Origin of the sequence: Streptomyces sp. NPDC048473, assembly GCF_043200155.1 — a bacterium.
Lineage (GTDB): Bacteria > Actinomycetota > Actinomycetes > Streptomycetales > Streptomycetaceae > Streptomyces.
In genome coordinates this window covers 590983-609472 of record NZ_JBICXE010000002.1, presented here as the reverse complement: position 1 = coordinate 609472, position 18490 = coordinate 590983, and the positions used below count along the sequence as shown (strand labels likewise).

The following is an 18490-nucleotide window of genomic DNA, read 5'->3' as shown; positions in this document are numbered from 1 at the left end:
GATCACCTTCACCAGGCGAACGCCTCCGGCGACGGCCCCGGACCCGGGAAGATCTCGTCCAGCGACGCCAGCACCTCCGCGGAGAGTTCCAGCTCCAGCGCCCGCAGCGCCGAGTCCAGCTGCTCCTGGTTGCGCGGTCCGACGATCGGCCCCGTCACCCCCGGCTGCGCGAGCAGCCATGCCAGGCCGACCTCGCCCGGCTCCAGGCCGTGCTTGTCGAGCAGGTCCTCGTACGCCTGGATCTTCTCGCGCTGCGCCGAGTTCTTCAGCGCGTCCGCGCTGCGGCCGGTGGCCGAACGCCCTGCCGTGCCCTCGCGCTCCTTCTTCAGCACGCCGCCCAGCAGACCGCCGTGCAGCGGGGACCACGGGATGACACCGAGGCCGTACTCCTGCGCGGCCGGGATGACTTCCATCTCGGCGCGGCGCTCCATCAGGTTGTAGATGCACTGCTCGCTGACCAGGCCCAACGAGCCATTGCGGGCGGCCAGTTCATTGGCCTGGGCGATCTTGTAACCAGCGAAGTTCGACGAACCCGCGTAGAGGATCTTGCCCTGCTGGACCAGGACGTCGATCGCCTGCCAGATCTCCTCGAAGGGGGTGTTCCGGTCGACGTGGTGGAACTGGTAAAGGTCGATGTAGTCCGTCTGGAGCCGCTTCAGCGACGCGTCGACCGAGCGCCGGATGTTCACGGCGGAGAGCTTGTCGTGGTTGGGCCAGGCCTCGCCGTCGGCGGCCATGTTCCCGTACATCTTGGTGGCCAGGACCACCTTGTCGCGGCGTTCGCCGCCCTTGGCGAACCAGGTGCCGATGATCTCCTCGGTACGGCCCTTGTTCTCGCCCCAGCCGTAGACATTCGCGGTGTCGAAGAAGTTCAGGCCCGTGTCCAGCGCCGCGTCCATGATGGCGTGGCTGTCCACCTCATTGGTCTGCGGGCCGAAGTTCATGGTGCCGAGGACGAGGCGGCTGACCTTGAGTCCGGTGCGTCCGAGCTGCGTGTACTTCATGGGCACCAAGCCAACGCCTTCGAGTCCGCTCGAAGCAAGGGTGAGCCCGAACGTCCGTCACTGTCCAGGGTCAGTGAGGCGCTTGCGCAGGTCGGACGGCGCTCCAATGATGGAGGCACGTAAGGCACGTGGCTGATCGGAAACGGTTCGGCCGAACCGTTTCCTGGACATCTGACACGGCCCCGCTGCGCGCCCCCTCGGCGTGGGGCGCACGCTGCAGCAGCCCCTGCCCCTCCCCATCCGCCGCGGCGAGGACTGCACCGTCGACCCGATGTACGACCACGAACGGGCCGCACTGCCGGCCGGACTCGACAGGCCGTAGCCGCGCCCTTGCGGGGCGGCTACGGGCCGGCTTCGGGTGCTACGGGCGGGCGTTCGGGGTCAGGGCGGGCAGGTCGGATCAGGTCGGGTCGGGTCGGATCAGGTCGGGTCACATGAGCTTCCGGCGGCCGGTCTCCCTTCTGAGACCGCCCACATTGATCGGCTGGAGGATGACGGTGATCGCGCCGACCGAGAAGTGCTGCACCGGACCGCCGGTGTTTCGCCCGTGGAAGCTGTGCGGCAGCGCCTGCCCGTTGGTCGGGTCCGTGCCCGACGTATACATGTCGACGATGCCCTCGTGCCCCTGGCGGGCCCTTGCGTCGGTGCCGTCCGCGGCCTGCTCCACGGTGATGCGGTCATCGCCGTCCACGGCGACCACGGCCGCCACGTGGTAGGGCCACCCGCTGGTGTTGGCGGGCAGCTCGTAATCCTCGTCCCACGCGGTCTCCACGATGGCGAACGCCTGGCCGGGGCCCGGCCGTTCCTCGCCGTTCGCGTGCCGGCCGCCGGGCCTGGCATGCGCGTAGGCCAGGGCGCCCTCCGCGTTTTCCCTTTCGCCCAAGCCGAACTGATTGCCGCCCAAGGCGAATTCGCTGGCGTCCTGCCCCAGGGCCAGCCGCTGCCGGTGCATGATCTCCTCGGCGGTGTGGGCACAGTCCGCGAGGAAGGACGTCGACGGCTCGTACTCCGCGTACGTGCGCCCCCCGATGTCCCCGCTCTGCCCGGTCGCCGTGCAGTACCGGGGCGCTGGGGCGCCCTCCGCAACCCAGACAACGGTGGTGTCCGCCCCGGGAACGACGGTCATGAGATAGAGGCCGTTCTCCGAGACCCGCGCGGACCCCAACTCCACGGTGGTGACCTGGGAAAAGCGCTGGAGGACCGTCGCGTCGGTGCCGCGCGCCGTGCCCCGGGCCATGGCGTCGGCTTCCCGCTGTACGAAGGCACCTTGGGGGCCCTGGTCGCTCTGGGCGCTCTGCTCGGGCGTCCGCCTCATCACCCGGACCGCGTTGGTCTCGGCCTCGCGCTCGAAGCGGTCGCCGGGGTCGGAGACGCTCAGCCCCGACCCGTTGTCCGTACCGGCCACCGGACCCTGGCGCTGCTGGATGACGTGCGTCAGCTCATGGGCGAGGGTGTGCTTGTCGCCGCCGCCGTCGCCGATGACGACATGGCTGCCGGAGGTGTAGGCACGGGCACCCACCTCGGCGGCGGAGTCGCGGGCCGCGGAGTCGGTGTGCAGGCGGACGTCGGAGAAGTCGGCGCCGAGGCGGGATTCCATTTCCTGGCGCAGCGGTTCGTCCAGCGGCTTGCCCGGCGAGCGCAGCACGTCGTGCACGGCGGAGCGCTGCACCGGCTCCGCCGTGGGCTGTTGGTGGCCGCAACCCGCGCCGTGCTGGTGCCGGTCCCGCTGGAGCATACGGACGACGACCGCGTTGCCGATGGTGCGCTGAAGCTCGAGAAGCGCACCGGGCACCCGACTGCTCGGGGCCTCCCCCGGCCGCGTGGCCGCGCTCTTGGCGGGGCGCTGCGGCTGCTTTTCGTTCATTGTCGGCTCTTGCGCACGCATGGACTTCCGCTCGTAGGGCTGGCAGTTTCGCTGTGCTCTCCCTGCTTACCCGGTGCAGCGGTCGCGGGTAAGAGGTGTACAGGGCACGATGCAGTGGCCCGTATGGGCAGCGCGTCCGCCTGGCGGGTATCGGCGGGGGCTGCCCGGGGCGTGGGTACTACCAGCGCGCTCCCGGCCCGCTTCAGCCGGCGCGCCCGCTGCAGCGCCGCCTCCGTCTGCCGCTGACGGGGGGAAGACGCACAGCCGGTCGACGAGGACTTCGTCGTCCAGGTGCCCGTCTTTGTCGCCGAGCTCTCCTGGACGATGACCGGCGTGCCGGAGACCGATGCGGCGGCGGCCCCGCTTGCGTACAGGCTTAGCTCGCATACAGAGCTAAAATGGACAGATGGCGGCGGGTGATCTACCTGATGAGCTCGCCGGACTTCTGCCCCGCATCCAGAGGCTCGCCCGGCGACGTCTGTGGAGCGGCCTGAGCGCTCCCCGGCTGCGCGGGGCGCACGCCGAACTGCTGCGGCTGGTGGTTGCCGAGCCCGGCGTCCGGGTCTCGACGGCCGCACACCGCCTCTGTCTCGCGCCCAACTCGGTCAGCACCCTGGTGAACCACCTCGTCGCCGAAGGACTGCTGCGACGGGAGAAGGACCCCGGAGACGGGAGGGCCGCGCTGCTGTGTCCGACCCCAGCGGGGGTCGGGAAGCTGAGCGACTGGCACGCCCGTCGCGAGGCGCTCTTCCGGGAACACCTGGCCGGACTCGACGCGGCCGACCGGGCGGCACTCGCCGCCGCACTCCCGGCCCTGCACAGACTCGCCGCCTCACTGCGAAGCGAAGGGGATGAGACCGCGTGACCACGGAAACCGCCCCCGCCCTCAACTGCACCGGACTGAGCTACAGCTTCGGCGACGCGAAGGCCGTCGACGGCCTGGACCTGCTGGTCGGCGAGGGGGAGGTGTTCGGCCTCCTGGGGCCCAACGGCGCGGGCAAGACCACCACGATGCGCGCGATCACCACACTCCTTCCCGTGCCGCCCGGCGTCATCGAGGTGTTCGGCCATGACGCGGCCAGGCACAAGATGGCGGTACGGCGCCTGCTCGGATACGTACCGCAGCAGCTGTCTGCCGACGCCGGCCTCACCGGCCGGGAGAACGTCCAGCTCTTCGCCCGCGTCTTCGACGTGCCCCGCCGCGAGCGTGCCGTGCGGGTCTCCCAGGCGCTGGACGCGGTCGGACTCGGCGATGTCGCGCACCGGCTCGCCGCCACGTACTCCGGCGGCATGGTCCGCCGCCTCGAACTCGCGCAGGCACTGGTCAGCGCGCCCCGGCTGATGATCCTGGACGAGCCGACCATCGGCCTGGACCCGATCGCGCGCGACAGCGTCTGGGACCGCATCACCGAGATACGGGTCGGCACCGGCATGACCGTACTGGTCACCACCCACTCCATGGACGAGGCCGACCAGCGCTGCGACCGGCTCGCGCTGATGCACCTCGGCCGACTCCGCGCGCTCGGCACCCCCGCCCAGCTCAAGAGCGAACTCGTCGCCCACCGAAGGGAATCGGGCGAGACGGGCCTTCCGCCACCGTCCCTTGAGGACGTCTTCCGGTACCACTCCGGAAGCGGACTGAACGACCCCGGTTCCGCCGCGGAGAACGAGGAGAGAGGAGCGTTCCGAGATGTCCGCCGTACCCGTCGCACCGCATCCCGCCTCGGCTGAGTCCGGCCCGCCGGATCAGCGCTTCGCGCTGCTGCTGACCCCGCCACCACCCCGCACCGGCTGGCGCGTCGTGCCCGCGCGTGTCATCGCGATGTGCGTGGTCGAAATGCAGAAGCTGCGCCACGACCGCACCGAGATCTACACCCGCGCCGTACAGCCCGCGCTCTGGCTGCTGATCTTCGGCGTGACGTTCTCCCGTATCCACGCCATCCCCACCGGCGGCGTTCCCTATCTCGACTTCCTCGCGCCCGGCATCATCGCCCAGTCCGCCATGTTCATCGCGATCTTCTACGGAATCATGATCATCTGGGAGCGGGACTCCGGCGTCCTCACCAAACTCATGGTCACACCGACGCCCCGGACCGCCCTGGTGACCGGCAAGGCCTTCGCCGCCGGGGTGAAAGCCGTGATCCAGGCGGCTGTCGTCATCGTGATCGCCGCCCTGCTGGGTGTCGGCATGACATGGAACCCACTGCGGCTGCTCGGCGTCGTCGTGGTGGTCGTCCTCGCCTCGGCGTTCTTCTCCTGCCTGTCGATGTCGATCGCCGGGATCGTCCTGACCCGTGACCGCTTGATGGGCATCGGTCAGGCCATCACGATGCCGCTCTTCTTCGCCTCCAACGCGCTCTACCCGGTCGCCCTGATGCCCGGCTGGCTCCAGGCCGTCAGCAAGGTGAACCCGCTGAGCTACGAGGTCGACGCCCTGCGCGGGCTGCTCATCGGCACCCAGGCCCACCTCGGCCTCGACCTCGCGGTCCTCGCCTTCGCGGCACTGGTCGGCATCGTCGCCGCCGGTTCGCTGCTGGGCCGCCTGGCCCGCTGAGCGGCCTGGGCTGCTGGGGCTCACCAGCGGTCCGAGGCTCCCTGGGAGGGGCGGGGGCGCGGCGGGTTGCTCCGGCTCTTCGGCCTTCTGGGGCTCCTCGGCCTTTCCCGCCTGCTCGTCGGCCGGGGCGGGCGGCCCCATTGCCCGCATCATGAGCGCCCGCGCCCCTGAGTCCCCGGGCGCGTGCTGCAACGCCACGGCTGCCTCGGCGACGGCGGCCTCGCCCAGCCCCTCACCGAGCAACAGCTCGGCGAGGTCCAGGCGCAGCGGTACGTCGGCGGGCGCGGCGACAGCGGTCCGCATGCTCTGGATCAGGGGCGACTCGTTGGACATGCCGCCACCCTACGGAGCGGGTACGACAGCCTGGGATGCCGCCTTACTGCGCGGCGTGCGTGAGGAAGTCGGCCCAGGCGGCGGGGGAGAGGGCGAGGGCGGGGATGGCGAGGTCCTTGGAGTCACGGACGTGCACGGTCTCGGGGCACGTGGCGACCTCAACGCAGTTGCCGCTGTCGTCGCCGCTGTAGCTGCTCTTGACCCAGTTGAGGCCGGTGATCATACGTCTTTCGCCACCTGTTCAATCACGTCTCTGGACTCTTCGGGGCTGAGAGCCTGCGCCCGCAGAATGCCATATTTTCCGAACAGGTTTCCCAGTGCCGGTTGCTCGCTGACGAGGAAGTTGTGGCCCTGCACTTCGAGGTAGGCAAGTTGGCGCCGTACCTTGGTCTCCAGCAGAACGAACGGGCCACTGAGACCGGCGTGAGTCTGCCGATGTGGTGACATCACCTGCATCTGCACATGTCGCAGCTTCCCGACCTCCAGGATGTGGTTGAGCTGCTCCTTGTGCACCCGAGGACCCCCGATGGGGCGGGTAAGAGCGGCGAGTTCCAGGACAAAGCCGATGTCCGGCACGGGCTTTCGGGACAGGAGCCTCTGGCGTGCCAAGCGGGCCGCGACTCGCCCCTCGACCTCATCGTCGTCGACGGGTGGGTAGCCGCTGCTCAATACAGTGCGGGCGTAGTCCTCCGTCTGCAAGATTCCGGGCACGACGTGATTGCCGTATTCGTGCCTGGCGGATGCGGTGATCTCTTCCTTGGCGAACGGCTCGAACCAGGACGCCAGATAGCCGAACGTCACCCCCTCGCCTGCGGCCGTCAGTGCACCTTGTGCACCCAACGCGCAGTCCACCTCCGCGATGAATTCGTCCTTGGGAGGCCGTTGCCCCCGTTCGACCATCGCCACCTGTGACTTGGAATAGCCGATCTTCAAGCCGAGGGCCTCCTGCGAGAGCCCGGCCCGTTCACGGAAGAAACGCAGCATTTTGCCGAACATTTCGGCGTTGCTGCTGCCACGACCACTGGAGTGCACAATCTCTCCCCTGCGAACACAACAGTGCACAGACGTCCTGTGTCCCTGGTCACGGTAGGTGTTGGCCGGGACGCTTTCCGCATGGAACGGAAAAGTTCACTCACCCCGGTGCCGTCGTGGGTCCCGGCGTCCGGGCACGCCCTGCGGCACGTCGGCATTCACTTCGACGCGGTACGGATCCCCGGCGTACTCGGCGAGCAAGTCGCTTACGAAATCATGCAGTTCACGGACTTCCAGGCGGGCCCGATCGTGCGGTCGGGGATCGGGGAGCGCAGCATGTACTTCCTGTTGCCACCGCAAAGCGCCCGCGCACACCGGTGGCCGTCGGGGGCGCAGATGATGGGGTGCTACGGGCAGAACGCGGCGTTCGTCGGGGTGCCCGCGCTGCACGGACTGACCTGGCCGCTCGACTGGCGCTCACTGCCCACGGCCGGGGCTCCGTTCGTCGACGGCGACCTGCTGCACGAATTGGTGCTGAAGACTCGGAACGGCGTTCGGTGAACGGCCTGTTCGGAAAGACCGGGAGGGCGCCCGGGATACGGCTGAATAGCAAGTACCGCTGGCCAGTGCATATGTGACTGAACGTCTAGTCTGTTGCCTCCATGTAGTGCACAGGGGGTCGCATGCGCAGCGATGGTACGGCCGGCCGTGATTCGGACGACAGGTGGGACAAGGGTTCACCCAGCGCGTCCGACGGTGGCTGGGTGGGCGACCACCTCCAGGGCGACTCGACCGAGGGGGCTCAGTCGCTGCCGCCCACAGTGGCGGGATCGTCTGCGCCCGACGTCCCGGATGCCGTGCGAGGAGAAGCGGCCTCTGAGCCGCCCGCAGTGATCGACTCCCGCTATCAGCTTCTGCGCCGGATCGGACACGGCGGGATGGGCGAGGTCTGGGAGGCCCTGGACACCCGCCTCAACCGCAAGGTCGCCGTGAAGGGCCTGCTCGACCGGGGCGCCATGGGAGCGGCCACGCAGGCGCAGTTGATGAAGCGGGCGCGGCGCGAGGCCGAGGCCATCGCCAGGATCAAGCACCAGAACGTGGTGGCGGTGCACGACAGGGTCGAGACCGACAGCCAGGTCTGGATCGTGATGGAGCTGCTCGACGCCCATTCGCTGGCGGATCTGTTGCGTGCGGAGCAGCAGCTCACGGTGCGGCGGACGGCGCGGATCGGCCTTCAGGTTCTGCGCGGGCTGCGGGCCGTGCATGACGCGGGGGTCGTCCACCGCGATGTGAAGCCGCACAATGTGCTGTTCCGCCCGAATGAGTTCGCGATTCTGACGGACTTCGGGATCGCCACCTTCGACGGCGCCGTACCGGTCACCCGGTCCGGAGAGCTGGTCGGGACGATGAAGTATCTGGCGCCCGAGCTGTTCGACCGTTTGTCCGGCCAGTCGCGGGCTGCGACGCCCGCGTCCGACCTGTGGGCGCTGGGCATCACGCTGTACGAGATGGTCGAGGGCAGGACCCCCTTCGACGGGCTGTCGCCGGTGGAGTTCCTGATCTCTGTGTGCGAGTCGCCCCTGCCGCGCATGAGGTACGCCGGGCCGCTGGTCCCGGTCGTGGAGGAGCTGCTGCGCAAGGATCCTCAGCAACGCCTGAGCGCGGCGGAGGCGGAGGAGATGCTCCGGGCGATCGTCCAGGAGTCCCAGACACCGGACGCACCGTCGCAGAACTCCGCCTCGGTCCGCCCGCCGGACCCCGTATCCGCACCACCTGCGCACCCCGTACAGCCCGCACAGCCCTCAGCGCCACCGTCTGCGCCATCGTCTGCACCGCCGTCCGTACCGCCGTCGGCTGTCGTCCCGGCGCCGAAGGGACGAGGCAGGGGCCGGCAGAAGGTCTCGGCCGCGGCGCTGTGCGTCGCGCTGCTGGCCGGTCTCGGCTGGTATGCCGTGGACCGGTTCCAGCGAGGCGACGAGACGAACGCGAACGCCGGACCGGGCAAGGGTGCCGAAGCGGAGAAGTACAGGGAGACGCACAAGACTCTGAAGATCGGCGTCAAAGCCGATCAGCCGGGTCTGGGCGAGAAGCCGGGGAAGAAGCCGTACCGGGGCTACGAGATCGATATGGCCTACACGATCGCGGAAGACATGGGCTACGGCCGCGATGAGGTCGAATTCAAGCCGGTGAGCACCGAGAACCGGAGCAGTCTTCTGGAGAGCGGGGCGGTGGATCTGGTCATTGCCACCTACAGCATCACGGACAAGCGGAAGCACGCGAAGCCGCCGGAGTACAGCGTCGCCTTCGCCGGTCCGTACTACGTGGCCAACCGGAGCTTTCTGGTGAGCACGAAAACGAAGTTGCACAAGGTCGAGGACTCCAGCGACCTGATCCGCGACAACCTCGAGGTGTGCACCGCCAGGGGGTCGACGTACGTGGACTGGCTCGCCGAGGAGAAGTTCAACATGACGAAATCGCGGCCGAACGGCTACGAGGGGTGTGTGCAGCGCCTGCTGAGTCCGGCCTCGGATGTGTACGCGGTGAGCACGGACGACGTCATTGTCGCCGGATTCGTCAAGAACAACCCGACCCAGCTCAAGCGGCTCCCGAGCGGTCCGGGGGCGGAGGGCTATGGCGTGGCGATGAAGCCCGAGGCGAAGGGGCTGAAGGCGGAGGTGTGTTCCGCTCTGCGCAAGATCATGACGGACGGGCAGTGGGAGAGGCTCTACAAGGAACACCTCTACCCCTTGATGGACAAGGCGGGCGCACCGAACAAGCCGGACCTGACCGAATGCCCGAAATCCGGGTGACCCGTCAGGCGTCAGGATCGTCATGAGGTGGTGCGAGAGCCGCCTGCGGCCCGCAGCCTGGGCCGGCCCGGATGCGAGTACGAATCACCCCGAGGACTTGACCACTGTCGGGAGGTGAGATGCGTGGGCGGTGGTCCGGCGACTGGTTCGGTAGCGGCCCGGGGTCGTTCCGATGATGTTGGTGAACGCTGCGATGAAGCTGCTGGGGTTGGCCCATCCGCAGGCGTAGGCGGTTTGGATGGTGTCGTGGCCGTCGGCGAGGAGCACGAGCGCGTGGTAGATGCGTAGCTGCGTGCGCCACTCATAGAAGGTCATGCCGAGTTCGTTGCGGAACAGTCGGCTGAGGGTGCGGGTGCTGGCTCCGATCGTCTTCCCGAGTTCGGCCAGTGTGGCGTTGTCCGCCGGCGTCTCGTGCAGCATCCGGGCGATGGCTTGCAGTCGGTCGTCCCGTGGTTCGGGCAGGTGCAGTGGCTGTTCGGGTGCTTCGCGGAGTTCATCGACGAGGACTCGAAGGAGGCGGGAGCGCGCGGAGCGGCTGTAGTCAGGCGCGGCGTCGTCGTAGTTGCGGGGGCCGGTCAGGGCGAGCAGGACCTCGCGGGCGAGGCCGGAGGCCAGGAACACGGCGGGATGGTCTGGCATGAGCCGGGCGAGGGATGGCGCGAGAAAGACGATCCGCATATCGGTGTCGCCGTGGGCGCGGTGATAGTGCGTGAACCCGGTGGGGGTCCAGGCGACCCGGTTGGCGGGAACGATCGACGTGCCGCGCTCGGTGTGAACTGCCAGGACGCCGCTGGCTGCGTATACCAGGTGCCCTCGTGCGTGCGACTGCACGGCGCTTTTTTCGCCGGATGGCCACAGGTGGCGCCCGCCGGACGGCCACATATGTGACGTCACACCGGCGATTTGGCGAGGTTGGCGGCGAACAGGCATCAGTTGGCATCTTAGCGGTAGCAAGCCACACCTCGATCTGGTGAGACTGCCTCCATGCCCAGTGGTCTTCAGTCGCGCAGAGCGCCCGACCGCACCACATGTCATCGGGGCAGCGTGCCTCGATGCCGCGGCTTGAGAGAAGGAGAATCCCATGGCGACGTTCGTCCTTGTGCCCGGCGCTTGGAAGGGCTCCTGGTCGTTTGAGGCGGTGGTTCCGTTGCTGGAGCGTGCCGGTCATGCCGTTCACGCCCTGACCCTGACCGGTCTGCGGCCGGACGACGACAACGCGACGGTCGCGACCGCCAACCTCGACACGCACGCCGACGACGTATTGCGGCACCTCGATCGCAACCACATCACCAGCGCGACGCTGGTCGGCCACAGCTACGCCGGGATGGTGATCGCCGCCGCCGCCGACCGCGCTGACGGCCGGATCTCACGACTGGTGCATCTCGACGCCTACGTACCGCGCGATGGCGAGTCGTGCTGGTCGTCAACGAACGAGCACTTCCGGGAAGTGTTCGCTGCCGGCGCTGCGGCCACCGGCTACGCCGTCCGACCGCCGGACGGCGGCGATCCCCGCCGCCGTTCCCATCCCCTCGCCTCGTTCTTGCAAACGATCCGGCTCACAGGCGCGCTCGCCCAGGTCCCCCGTCGGGAGTTCGTCTACTGCTCGGGATGGGAAGACCGGACGCCGTTCGCTGAACTCCGCACCCGACTCCAAGCCGATCCCGACTGGCAGGTCCACGACCTCCCCACCGGACACGACGCAATGCATGAGGCCCCGGAGGCGGTCGCTGCACTACTGCTCGGCGAATGAACCGCGGATGCATCGACGCACGGACGACAGGCCTGCCGTTGAGGGCCGCACAAGTCCAGTTCATCCGGCCTCCAATCATTCATGCCGTCGTCTGGGGTCACAGCGTCCCCGGGGGCCACTTACTCCGACAAGCGCGCCGCCGACGTACTGGCCTACTTCGACCGGCCCGGCACGTCCAACGGACCGACCGAGGCCATCAACGGCCGACTCGAGCACCTGCGCGGCTCCGCCCTCGGGTTCCGCAACCTCACCAACTACATCGCCAGGAGCCTGCTCGAAGCCGGCGGGTTCAGACCGCAACTACACCCTCAACTGTGAAGAGCCACGAATCCTCAGCCGGGTGGGGCGGCGAGCCGGCCAGCGGCGAGGTGTCTTCGTGTCGGACCTCGTAGACGCGCTCGGCGAACTTCCAGCCGTCGCCGGTGCGCTGGTAACGGTCGTGGTAGATGGCGTAGTTCAGCCCTCCGCGGCCGTCGCGGCCACGCCCGACCTCTGACATATACGCACGGGCGGACGCGGTGTCGCCGTCAAGCCGGATCATGCCCGGGTGCGTGTTCTGCACGAGGAAGTCCACAACATCCGGCACCCGCCTGCCCCGGCCGGGGTGATGGCCACGTGCTCGGTGCCGATGTAGTTGTGCCGCATGGTGACGCGTCCTGAACCCGCACTTGTCCGGGCGCGGGATCAGGTGTCGATCTCGCCAACCCAGGCGGACTCCAGGAGGGCCTTGGGCAGGTAATCGGACTCGATCTCGATGGGGAAGCCCGCATCGTAGGCCAGGCAGGCCATCGCCAACGGTCCGAGCGCCACCAGCCCCTCGCTGCTCGAAGCGCGGTCCGCGTCTGCGGTCCAGTACTCCTTGTGCCACTGCACGGCGTCGACGAGCGCCGCGTTGAACTGCTCATGGTCCTGACGCAGATACCGATGGAACAGGTCGAGCGGCGGACAGAGAATTTTGAGCATCAGCTCACGACTGGCGATCTCTACCGATTCCGGGGCAGTGCCGTCGACCGCGGCCACCATTTTTTCACCCACGTTGCCGCGATTGAGCCAGTAGCTCTGCAGGGCGTCGATCCAGGCATAGATGTACTCGTCGTATTCCGCCCCGGATCCACGCAGCACCGATATCGGAACATTGCACAGTTCCGTCATGCGGTCCTGCTCGCGGCAGATGACGGAGAGCCAGAACGCCTTGATCCAGTTTCCGGCATTTGCGCTGCGCAGCGGACCTGAAGGTGTCAGAGACCTGACCTTGCCCGCAATGCGCGCCGCGACGCCACCGTCGGTGGCGGTCGCGACGGCGAACATCGCGGAACCAATCTGCATGGACGCAACCCAAGCCCGCCACGTCGGAGCGTTCCCGGCCACTGGATCCAGTACGGACCGGCATTCCGCCTCGGTGAGCGCCAGAAGGAGCGCTTGGTCAATGACCTTCGAGTCTCCCTCCAGGTCGTCGATCGCTTGAAGTGCTGCCGTATGAAGCAGTTCCCCATCCTCAGCAGCGCCATCCGTGGGGTATTCATGGCGGGGAATGCTCGCGACCACTGGTTCTCTCCTCTGGCTGATCTCGAAGTGTTCGAGCATGACCCCAGCGCGATCTGAGCCTGCGGGAGCGCTGCCCACAGGACCGCGCCTCGGCATGTGATCTTGAGAGAGGCCGGGGCCGCGGGTCGGATTTCGGGGCGTCGGTGCCGGTCCGAAATCATGTGGAGGTGCGCGGTGCCGACGGTCATGATGGCGGCCATGAGCGATCGCGCGAACCCCGTAGAGGCCCTGCTCGTTGTGGACGTTCAGAAGGCCGCCGTCTCCGGTGACAGGGCAGTTCCCGAGACGGCACGGCTCCTGGACCGGACGGCGGACCTGATCGCACGGGCACGAAGGAGCGGGGCGCTCGTCGTCCACATTCAGAACGACGGGCCGGCCGGAGCGGGCGACGAGCCCCACACACCTGGCTGGGAACTCCACCATCCCGTCGAGGCCGGCCCCACCGAGGTCGTGATCCGCAAGACCAAGGACGACGGGTTCGACGGGACTTCGCTGGGCGGCCTCTTGACCGAATCGCGGATACAGGCGCTCGCCATCTGCGGTGTGATGTCCGAGATGTGTGTCCAGGCGACGGCCCGCACAGCCCTGGCACTGGGGTATCGGGTCGTCATGCCGCACGACGCCCACGCGACGCAGGACATTCCGGCGGCCCCCGGAATCAGCGACCGCATCCCGGCCGCCACGGTCTCGCGGGTCGCCGAATGGGCCCTCGGCAGCGAGCTCGAAGTCACCGCTCGTGCCGCGGACGTCATGTTCACGTCCCCGCCCTTGCGGTCGCATTGAAGCTCCCGGGTATGCGGACGGCGCCGCCGAGGGCCGCACAGTGGCGCTGTCGGAACGTGTCACTTGGGTATCGGGGTGTCACGTTCTTCACGGGAGGACATCCAGGGCCGGAATGACCCGAGGCGTGATCGGATGGATGTCACGCCCCCCGCGGTGGGCGGTGGCGCCGGTCTGCGTATACGCGGCCGGTCTGCTTTTCGTGGGCTCCGTCACCGATTGAGCTGATCTCTTGCCGGGGGCTGCGCGTTCCGGCGGAACAGGGCCGTCCAGAGGAACGGCTCACCGAAGCGCGGGGACTTCGGCGGTTCGTCGTACGTGCGCCGGAGCTCGATCTCCGTCAGGTCGGAGAAGATCCAGCGCAACGACTCCGGCGTGTAGGCGAGGCCGCCTTGCAGGCCGGCCCGGTCGTAGAAGGAGGCGTCGGGGAGGTCGGAGCCCATGCCCGTCTCGCCGGCTGCGAAGCAGGTGAGGGCGAGGTGGCCGCCAGGTGCGAGGCAGCGGTCCAGCAGGGCGAGGTAGCTGATGCGGCGGTGGGGCGGCAGGTGGTGGAAGCAGCCGGAGTCGTAGATCAGGTCGTACGGGCCGGTCAGCTCGGTCGTCGCGAGGGTGAACGCGTCACCGCAGTGGAATCGGACGTCGGCCCCCGCCTCGCGGGCGCGGTCCTCGGCCCATGTGATGGCCGCCTGGGACAGGTCCACCGCGTCGACCTCGAAGCCCAGGGAGGCGAGGTGGAGGGCGTTGCGGCCCGGGCCGCAGCCGAGGTCCAGGGCGCGGCCCGGGGCGATCAGGCCGCGGTCCACGTACGAGACGAGGGTCTCGTCGGGCTTCGCCACGAAGAACGGGACGGGCTTCGTCCGGTCCGCGTAGAAGCTGTCCCACCAGGAGGCCCCGTCGGCCGTCCACCGGTCGGCCTCCCGGGTGAACAGGCCGTCCAGAAGCCTGAGTACGTCGTCCACCGTGCGTATGTTCCGGTCCAATGCGGATCCCCTTTCCCGGAGGGGAATCGTGGATCCGCTCGGTGCCGGAGCCCAGTTCGGCACCCCTCGGCGGAGGCCGTCGGGGGATGCCTGGCGACCCGGCATGAGTGGGGTGGCATCCCCCCTCGTGCATGGTCTCTTTGGGGGTGCATATGCCTGCGCAAAGGCGTGAAGGAGGTTGTTTCGGATCCGCCGAGGCCTGTTTCTTTCGTGGCCTCCCGCGCTCTGGGTGTGCGTCGGGTTGGGAGCACTGCGAGTGATCCCGGTAGCAGCAACGATTCGATGGACAATCGGACTTGACTGCCGTGCCGCCCTGCGCGTGCCCGAGCGCGTGGCGGACACCCCACCGGCGGGGCGGAGCGTGGAGAGTGGGGGCAGCGGTACGGACGTCGAAGGAGGACCGATGGTGGGTGTCGTGGCGAACCGGCGGAACGGGTCGGTCGGGCAGGCCATGGAGGGCCCGGGGGCGCGGGACCGACTCCTGCGGGCCGGGCGCCAGTTGTTCGCCGCGTACGGGTACGCGCACACGAGCGTCGAGGCTCTGTGCGCCCAGGCGAAGGTGCCCGTCCACGTCTTCCAACAGGAGTTCGTCTCGCGGGAGGTGCTCCTGATGGCCATCTACGACGAGGTGGCGACCTACGGGCTGCGCGCCGCCGAGAACGCCCTGATGGCCGAGGGCATGGAGGACTGCCCGACGGCGGTACGGGTCCGGCTGCTCTTCGACGCCTATGTGAAGGCGGTCACCGAGGACCCCTGCGCGGCCCGGGTGGCGTTCGTCGAGGTGCTGGGCGTGAGCCGGGAGGTGGACAGGCACCTCGCGACATGGCGGGCGATGTGGATCGATTTCCTGACGTCCGAGGCCGAGCGTGCCGTGCGACGGGGCGAGGCGGTGCCGAGCGACCACACCGTGACCGTCACGGTGCTGAACCACTCGGTGGACGAACTCATGGCCCACCACGGCCGCAGGCCCCGCCAGGTCAACGCCGAGTGGCTTACCGATGAGCTGACCCGGCTCTCACTGGCCATGATCCTGCCGTCCTGACACACCCCGTTGCCGGGACGGCAAATAATGGCGGGATGGAAGAAGACGGAGAGCGCGGAAAACGTGCGGACGACGACGAGATCTCGACCGTCCTGACCGGCGTCGGGCCGCGGCTGCGCGTCCTGCGCCAGGAACGCGGCACAACCCTGGCGCAGCTCAGTGAGACGACCGGGATCTCCCTCAGCACCCTCTCGCGCCTGGAGTCGGGCGGCCGCAAACCCACGCTCGAACTGCTGCTGCCACTGGCCAAGGCGTACGGGGTGCAGTTGGACGAACTCGTCGGCGCCCCCGCCACCGGCGATCCACGCATCCACTTCCGCCCTTTCACCCGGGACGGCATGACCTTCGTGCCGCTCACCCGGCACCTCGGCGGGCTGCACGCGTACAAGCAGATCCTGCCCGGCGGCCGCGGGGCGACGGGGCCGCTGGAGCAACGGGTGCACGAGGGGTACGAGTGGGTGTACGTACTGGCGGGGCGGCTGCGGCTGGTGCTGGGCGAGCACGATCTGGTGCTCACGGCCGGCGAGGTCGCCGAATTCGACACGCGTACGCCGCATGCGTGGGCCAGTGCCGGGCCCGGTCCGGTCGAATTCCTCAGCCTGTTCGGGGAGCAGGGGGAGCGGATGCATGTGAGGGCCCGGCCTACGGGGCGGTGAGGCGCCGTGAACGCGGTGAGGGGCAGGGGTCAGGGGTCGGGGGCACAGGCCCGGCGGGAAGCCCGTCCAGCACAGCTCGTCGGGCAGGGGCCGCATGTCGTTGCAGACCAGGACCGACACCGGGTGGTCCGGGCTGTAACGGATGACCGCCGGCGACGCATTGCCGTGGTTCAGTCCGAGCCGGTGCCATTCCGGTGCGGCCATCGCGTGCCGTACCGGCCACGCCACCAGGAAGTTGTGGGTGACGGCCAGTTCATGGACGTCTTCGTCGCCCGCCGCCGGGCCCGTGTACGCCTCAAGAGTCCGGCGCGCCAACTCCTGTCCCTCTACGCGCTCTTCGGCCGTGCGCGGTCCATGTCAGGGGTCCATTGGTTTCCTCCGGCTCATTCGCGGCCGGCTACGGGTGGGCTGCGTACGGGCCGCCCAGGCCCCACGCCTGGTGCATCGCGTCGGCGAACGCGGCCGCCAGCTTGTGTTCGCCGGTGGGGCCGGGGTGCGTCCCGTCGTACGTGTCCGTGTGGATGTCGTACCCCGGCGGGCGGGAGGCCAGCAGGACCGGGGACATCGGGTCGTCGAGGTCGGCGACGGCCTTCGCCAGGAGCTCGTTGAAACGGTCGCACTCGGCGGCGAACGGGGTGTCCGACTCGGCCCGTATGTTCGGTATCACGGGCAGGAGCACCATCTTGACGTGCGGGTTCGCGGTGCGGGCCGCCGCGATGAACGCCCTTGCGTTCAGGGCGGTCTGACCGCTGTCCGTATAGAACCCGAGGTCTATCAGGCCGAGCGAGACGAGCAGGATGTCCGTGCGGTGCTCGGTGACCGTGCCGGCGATCACCGGGGCCATGTGGAGCCAGCCCTCGCCCCAGCCGGCCAGATGGGTGCGGGCCCCGACGGGGAAGTCCGGTGCACCGTACTCGTACGAGACAGGCGTGTTCGTCCCGGTGTCATACAGCTCGCTGCGCGGGCCGACGATCGCGAACGGGGCGCCGAAGGCGGAATCGAGGTGCTGCCACATCCGGTAGCGCCAGGTGAAGTCGCCGGCGCGGCCGATCGTCATGGAATCGCCGACAAACGTGAAACGCATGGCGTCATCATCGCGGATCACTCCGCCGACCTGCGACGTGACGATGGACACTTGTGTCATGCGTTCGTACCTGACTGTGTCCGGAGCCGCCGCGCTGCTCCTCCTCGCCGGGGCGGCTCCCGCCGTGGCGTCCGGAGACGGAGCCGATCGGAGCTTCACGATCGAGGACCCCCGGATCACCGAGTCCAGCGGCCTCGCCGCCAGCCGCGCCCACCCCGGCATCTACTGGACGCACAACGACAGCGACGACGGGCCGTACATCTACGCCGTCGACTCCCGGACCGGGAAGACCGTCGCGACCATCACCATGCAGGGGGTGGGGCGGCCACGCGATGTGGAGGCCATCTCGATCGGGCCCGACGGCAATCTGTACGTCGGTGACATCGGCGACAACCTGAACGGCAGCTGGGACCACGTCTGGATCTACCGCTTCCCGGAGCCGAAGCAGCTCAAGGACGCGACGGTCCGCGCCACACAGTTCGATGTGAAGTACGCGGACGGCCCGCGCAACGCTGAGGCGCTGATGGTCCACCCCACGACCGGACGCGTCTACATCGCGTCGAAGAACGAGGACGGCGGCGGACTGTACGAAGGCCCCGCGAAGCTCACCACCGGCGCGACCAATGTCTTCCGGCGGGTGGGGGAGGTGCCGTGGGTGACGGACGGGGCGTTCTCGCCGGACGGCAAGGAGCTGGTGCTGCGCTCGTACTTCAGCGCCCGTGGCTACGCCTTCGAGGACGGCAGGCTCGGCGCCGACCACGCGGTCCAGGCACCGCTCCAGCGGCAGGCCGAGTCGGTGACGTACACGGCGGACGGCTCGGCGCTGATGTTCGGCTCGGAGGGGGCGCAGAGCGATGTGGTGCGGGTGGACGTGAGCGGAAGCGGAGGCGGAGGCGACGGGAAGTCGCCGTCCCGGGGCGGCGACTCGTCGGCGGCGTCCGCCGGAGCGGGGGGCGGGGGCACCGGGGATGTGAAGGGCACGACCCTGACCGGTGTCCTGGTGCTCGCGGGGATCGGCTTCCTGGTCTTCATGGGGCGGCGCCGGAAGGGGCGCTGACGGTCCGGCCTGGTGCCCGCTGTGGCGCGTACGTAGGGTCGGGCACCTATGGAGAACCG

At 68.7% G+C, this 18490-nt stretch carries 19 protein-coding genes and 1 pseudogene; 11 read left to right on the top strand and 9 right to left on the bottom strand.

Annotation, left to right across the window (positions count from 1 at the left end):
* Nucleotides 1-8 precede the first annotated feature (8 nt).
* Together ACGFU7_RS06205 and ACGFU7_RS06200 are read right to left on the bottom strand one after the other, a co-directional pair.
* The gene (locus ACGFU7_RS06205; RefSeq protein ID WP_393692767.1) at nt 9-1004 is read right to left on the bottom strand and encodes an aldo/keto reductase; all 996 of its coding nucleotides are present in this window, start codon (nt 1002-1004) and stop codon (nt 9-11) included.
* A 430-nt stretch (nt 1005-1434) separates the two neighbouring features.
* A complete protein-coding gene (locus ACGFU7_RS06200) occupies nt 1435-2889 on the bottom strand; it encodes a DUF4157 domain-containing protein (protein ID WP_393692766.1) in 1455 nt (484 codons plus the stop codon).
* 385 nt (nt 2890-3274) lie between these two features.
* Here ACGFU7_RS06200 and ACGFU7_RS06195 point away from each other — a divergent pair, with 385 nt between their 5' ends.
* The 3 genes from ACGFU7_RS06195 to ACGFU7_RS06185 are packed head-to-tail and all read left to right on the top strand — an operon-like array spanning nt 3275 to nt 5422.
* Nucleotides 3275-3733 (top strand): MarR family winged helix-turn-helix transcriptional regulator, encoded by a 459-nt coding sequence (locus ACGFU7_RS06195; protein WP_393692764.1) that lies wholly within the window; start codon nt 3275-3277, stop codon nt 3731-3733.
* Complete coding sequence (locus tag ACGFU7_RS06190) at nt 3730-4599, top strand: ABC transporter ATP-binding protein (RefSeq protein WP_393692762.1); 870 nt, start codon at nt 3730-3732, stop codon at nt 4597-4599. Before ACGFU7_RS06195 ends, ACGFU7_RS06190 begins: the two co-directional genes overlap by 4 nt.
* Nucleotides 4559-5422: an ABC transporter permease gene (locus tag ACGFU7_RS06185; protein ID WP_393692760.1), complete on the top strand. Its 864-nt coding sequence runs from the start codon at nt 4559-4561 to the stop codon at nt 5420-5422. Before ACGFU7_RS06190 ends, ACGFU7_RS06185 begins: the two co-directional genes overlap by 41 nt.
* 376 nt (nt 5423-5798) lie before the next feature.
* Here ACGFU7_RS06185 and ACGFU7_RS06180 read toward each other — a convergent pair whose 3' ends face one another.
* Nucleotides 5799-5978 carry a DUF397 domain-containing protein gene (locus tag ACGFU7_RS06180; RefSeq protein WP_393692758.1) on the bottom strand — a complete coding sequence of 60 codons (180 nt, stop codon included), beginning with the start codon at nt 5976-5978 and terminating at the stop codon, nt 5799-5801.
* Nucleotides 5975-6787 carry a helix-turn-helix domain-containing protein gene (locus ACGFU7_RS06175; protein WP_393692756.1) on the bottom strand — a complete coding sequence of 271 codons (813 nt, stop codon included), beginning with the start codon at nt 6785-6787 and terminating at the stop codon, nt 5975-5977. Before ACGFU7_RS06175 ends, ACGFU7_RS06180 begins: the two co-directional genes overlap by 4 nt.
* An 81-nt stretch (nt 6788-6868) precedes the next feature.
* On the opposite strand from ACGFU7_RS06175, the gene ACGFU7_RS06170 reads away from it, so the two are divergent.
* Nucleotides 6869-7288 (top strand): hypothetical protein, encoded by a 420-nt coding sequence (locus tag ACGFU7_RS06170; RefSeq protein WP_393692754.1) that lies wholly within the window; start codon nt 6869-6871, stop codon nt 7286-7288.
* A gap of 122 nt (nt 7289-7410) precedes the next feature.
* Nucleotides 7411-9537, top strand: a complete 2127-nt coding sequence (locus ACGFU7_RS06165) for a serine/threonine-protein kinase (protein WP_393692752.1) — start codon at nt 7411-7413, stop codon at nt 9535-9537.
* A gap of 84 nt (nt 9538-9621) precedes the next feature.
* Here ACGFU7_RS06165 and ACGFU7_RS06160 read toward each other — a convergent pair whose 3' ends face one another.
* Nucleotides 9622-10368, bottom strand: a complete 747-nt coding sequence (locus ACGFU7_RS06160) for an AraC family transcriptional regulator (RefSeq protein ID WP_393692750.1) — start codon at nt 10366-10368, stop codon at nt 9622-9624.
* 250 nt (nt 10369-10618) lie between these two features.
* On the opposite strand from ACGFU7_RS06160, the gene ACGFU7_RS06155 reads away from it, so the two are divergent.
* Together ACGFU7_RS06155 and ACGFU7_RS06150 are read left to right on the top strand one after the other, a co-directional pair.
* Nucleotides 10619-11287, top strand: coding sequence for an alpha/beta fold hydrolase (locus ACGFU7_RS06155; RefSeq protein ID WP_393692748.1), 669 nt, complete (start codon nt 10619-10621; stop codon nt 11285-11287).
* A 129-nt stretch (nt 11288-11416) separates the two neighbouring features.
* Nucleotides 11417-11605: pseudogene (locus tag ACGFU7_RS06150) on the top strand (transposase); the annotation flags it as partial.
* Here ACGFU7_RS06150 and ACGFU7_RS06145 read toward each other — a convergent pair.
* Nucleotides 11577-11861: a nuclear transport factor 2 family protein gene (locus ACGFU7_RS06145; protein ID WP_393692746.1), complete on the bottom strand. Its 285-nt coding sequence runs from the start codon at nt 11859-11861 to the stop codon at nt 11577-11579. The pseudogene ACGFU7_RS06150 and the gene ACGFU7_RS06145 overlap by 29 nt on opposite strands.
* 110 nt (nt 11862-11971) lie before the next feature.
* Nucleotides 11972-12871, bottom strand: coding sequence for an immunity 49 family protein (locus ACGFU7_RS06140; RefSeq protein ID WP_393692744.1), 900 nt, complete (start codon nt 12869-12871; stop codon nt 11972-11974).
* A 159-nt stretch (nt 12872-13030) separates the two neighbouring features.
* Between ACGFU7_RS06140 and ACGFU7_RS06135 the strand changes: the two genes are divergently transcribed.
* Nucleotides 13031-13615 (top strand): cysteine hydrolase family protein, encoded by a 585-nt coding sequence (locus ACGFU7_RS06135; protein WP_393692742.1) that lies wholly within the window; start codon nt 13031-13033, stop codon nt 13613-13615.
* Between the two features lie 209 nt (nt 13616-13824).
* Here the strand turns inward: ACGFU7_RS06135 and ACGFU7_RS06130 are convergent, their stop codons facing one another.
* The gene (locus tag ACGFU7_RS06130; protein ID WP_393692740.1) at nt 13825-14592 is read right to left on the bottom strand and encodes a class I SAM-dependent methyltransferase; all 768 of its coding nucleotides are present in this window, start codon (nt 14590-14592) and stop codon (nt 13825-13827) included.
* 451 nt (nt 14593-15043) lie between these two features.
* On the opposite strand from ACGFU7_RS06130, the gene ACGFU7_RS06125 reads away from it, so the two are divergent.
* The gene (locus ACGFU7_RS06125; RefSeq protein WP_393692904.1) at nt 15044-15634 is read left to right on the top strand and encodes a TetR/AcrR family transcriptional regulator; all 591 of its coding nucleotides are present in this window, start codon (nt 15044-15046) and stop codon (nt 15632-15634) included.
* Nucleotides 15635-15669: 35 nt separating this feature from the next.
* Nucleotides 15670-16290: a helix-turn-helix domain-containing protein gene (locus tag ACGFU7_RS06120; RefSeq protein WP_393692738.1), complete on the top strand. Its 621-nt coding sequence runs from the start codon at nt 15670-15672 to the stop codon at nt 16288-16290.
* Between the two features lie 397 nt (nt 16291-16687).
* Here the strand turns inward: ACGFU7_RS06120 and ACGFU7_RS06115 are convergent, their stop codons facing one another.
* Entirely contained in the window at nt 16688-17434 is a 747-nt protein-coding gene (locus ACGFU7_RS06115; protein WP_393692736.1) for a GDSL-type esterase/lipase family protein, read from the bottom strand.
* Between ACGFU7_RS06115 and ACGFU7_RS06110 the strand changes: the two genes are divergently transcribed.
* The gene (locus ACGFU7_RS06110) at nt 17433-18431 is read left to right on the top strand and encodes a WD40 repeat domain-containing protein (RefSeq protein ID WP_393692734.1); all 999 of its coding nucleotides are present in this window, start codon (nt 17433-17435) and stop codon (nt 18429-18431) included. The two genes, ACGFU7_RS06115 and ACGFU7_RS06110, sit on opposite strands and share 2 nt — an antisense overlap.
* The last annotated feature ends 59 nt before the right edge of the window (nt 18432-18490 follow it).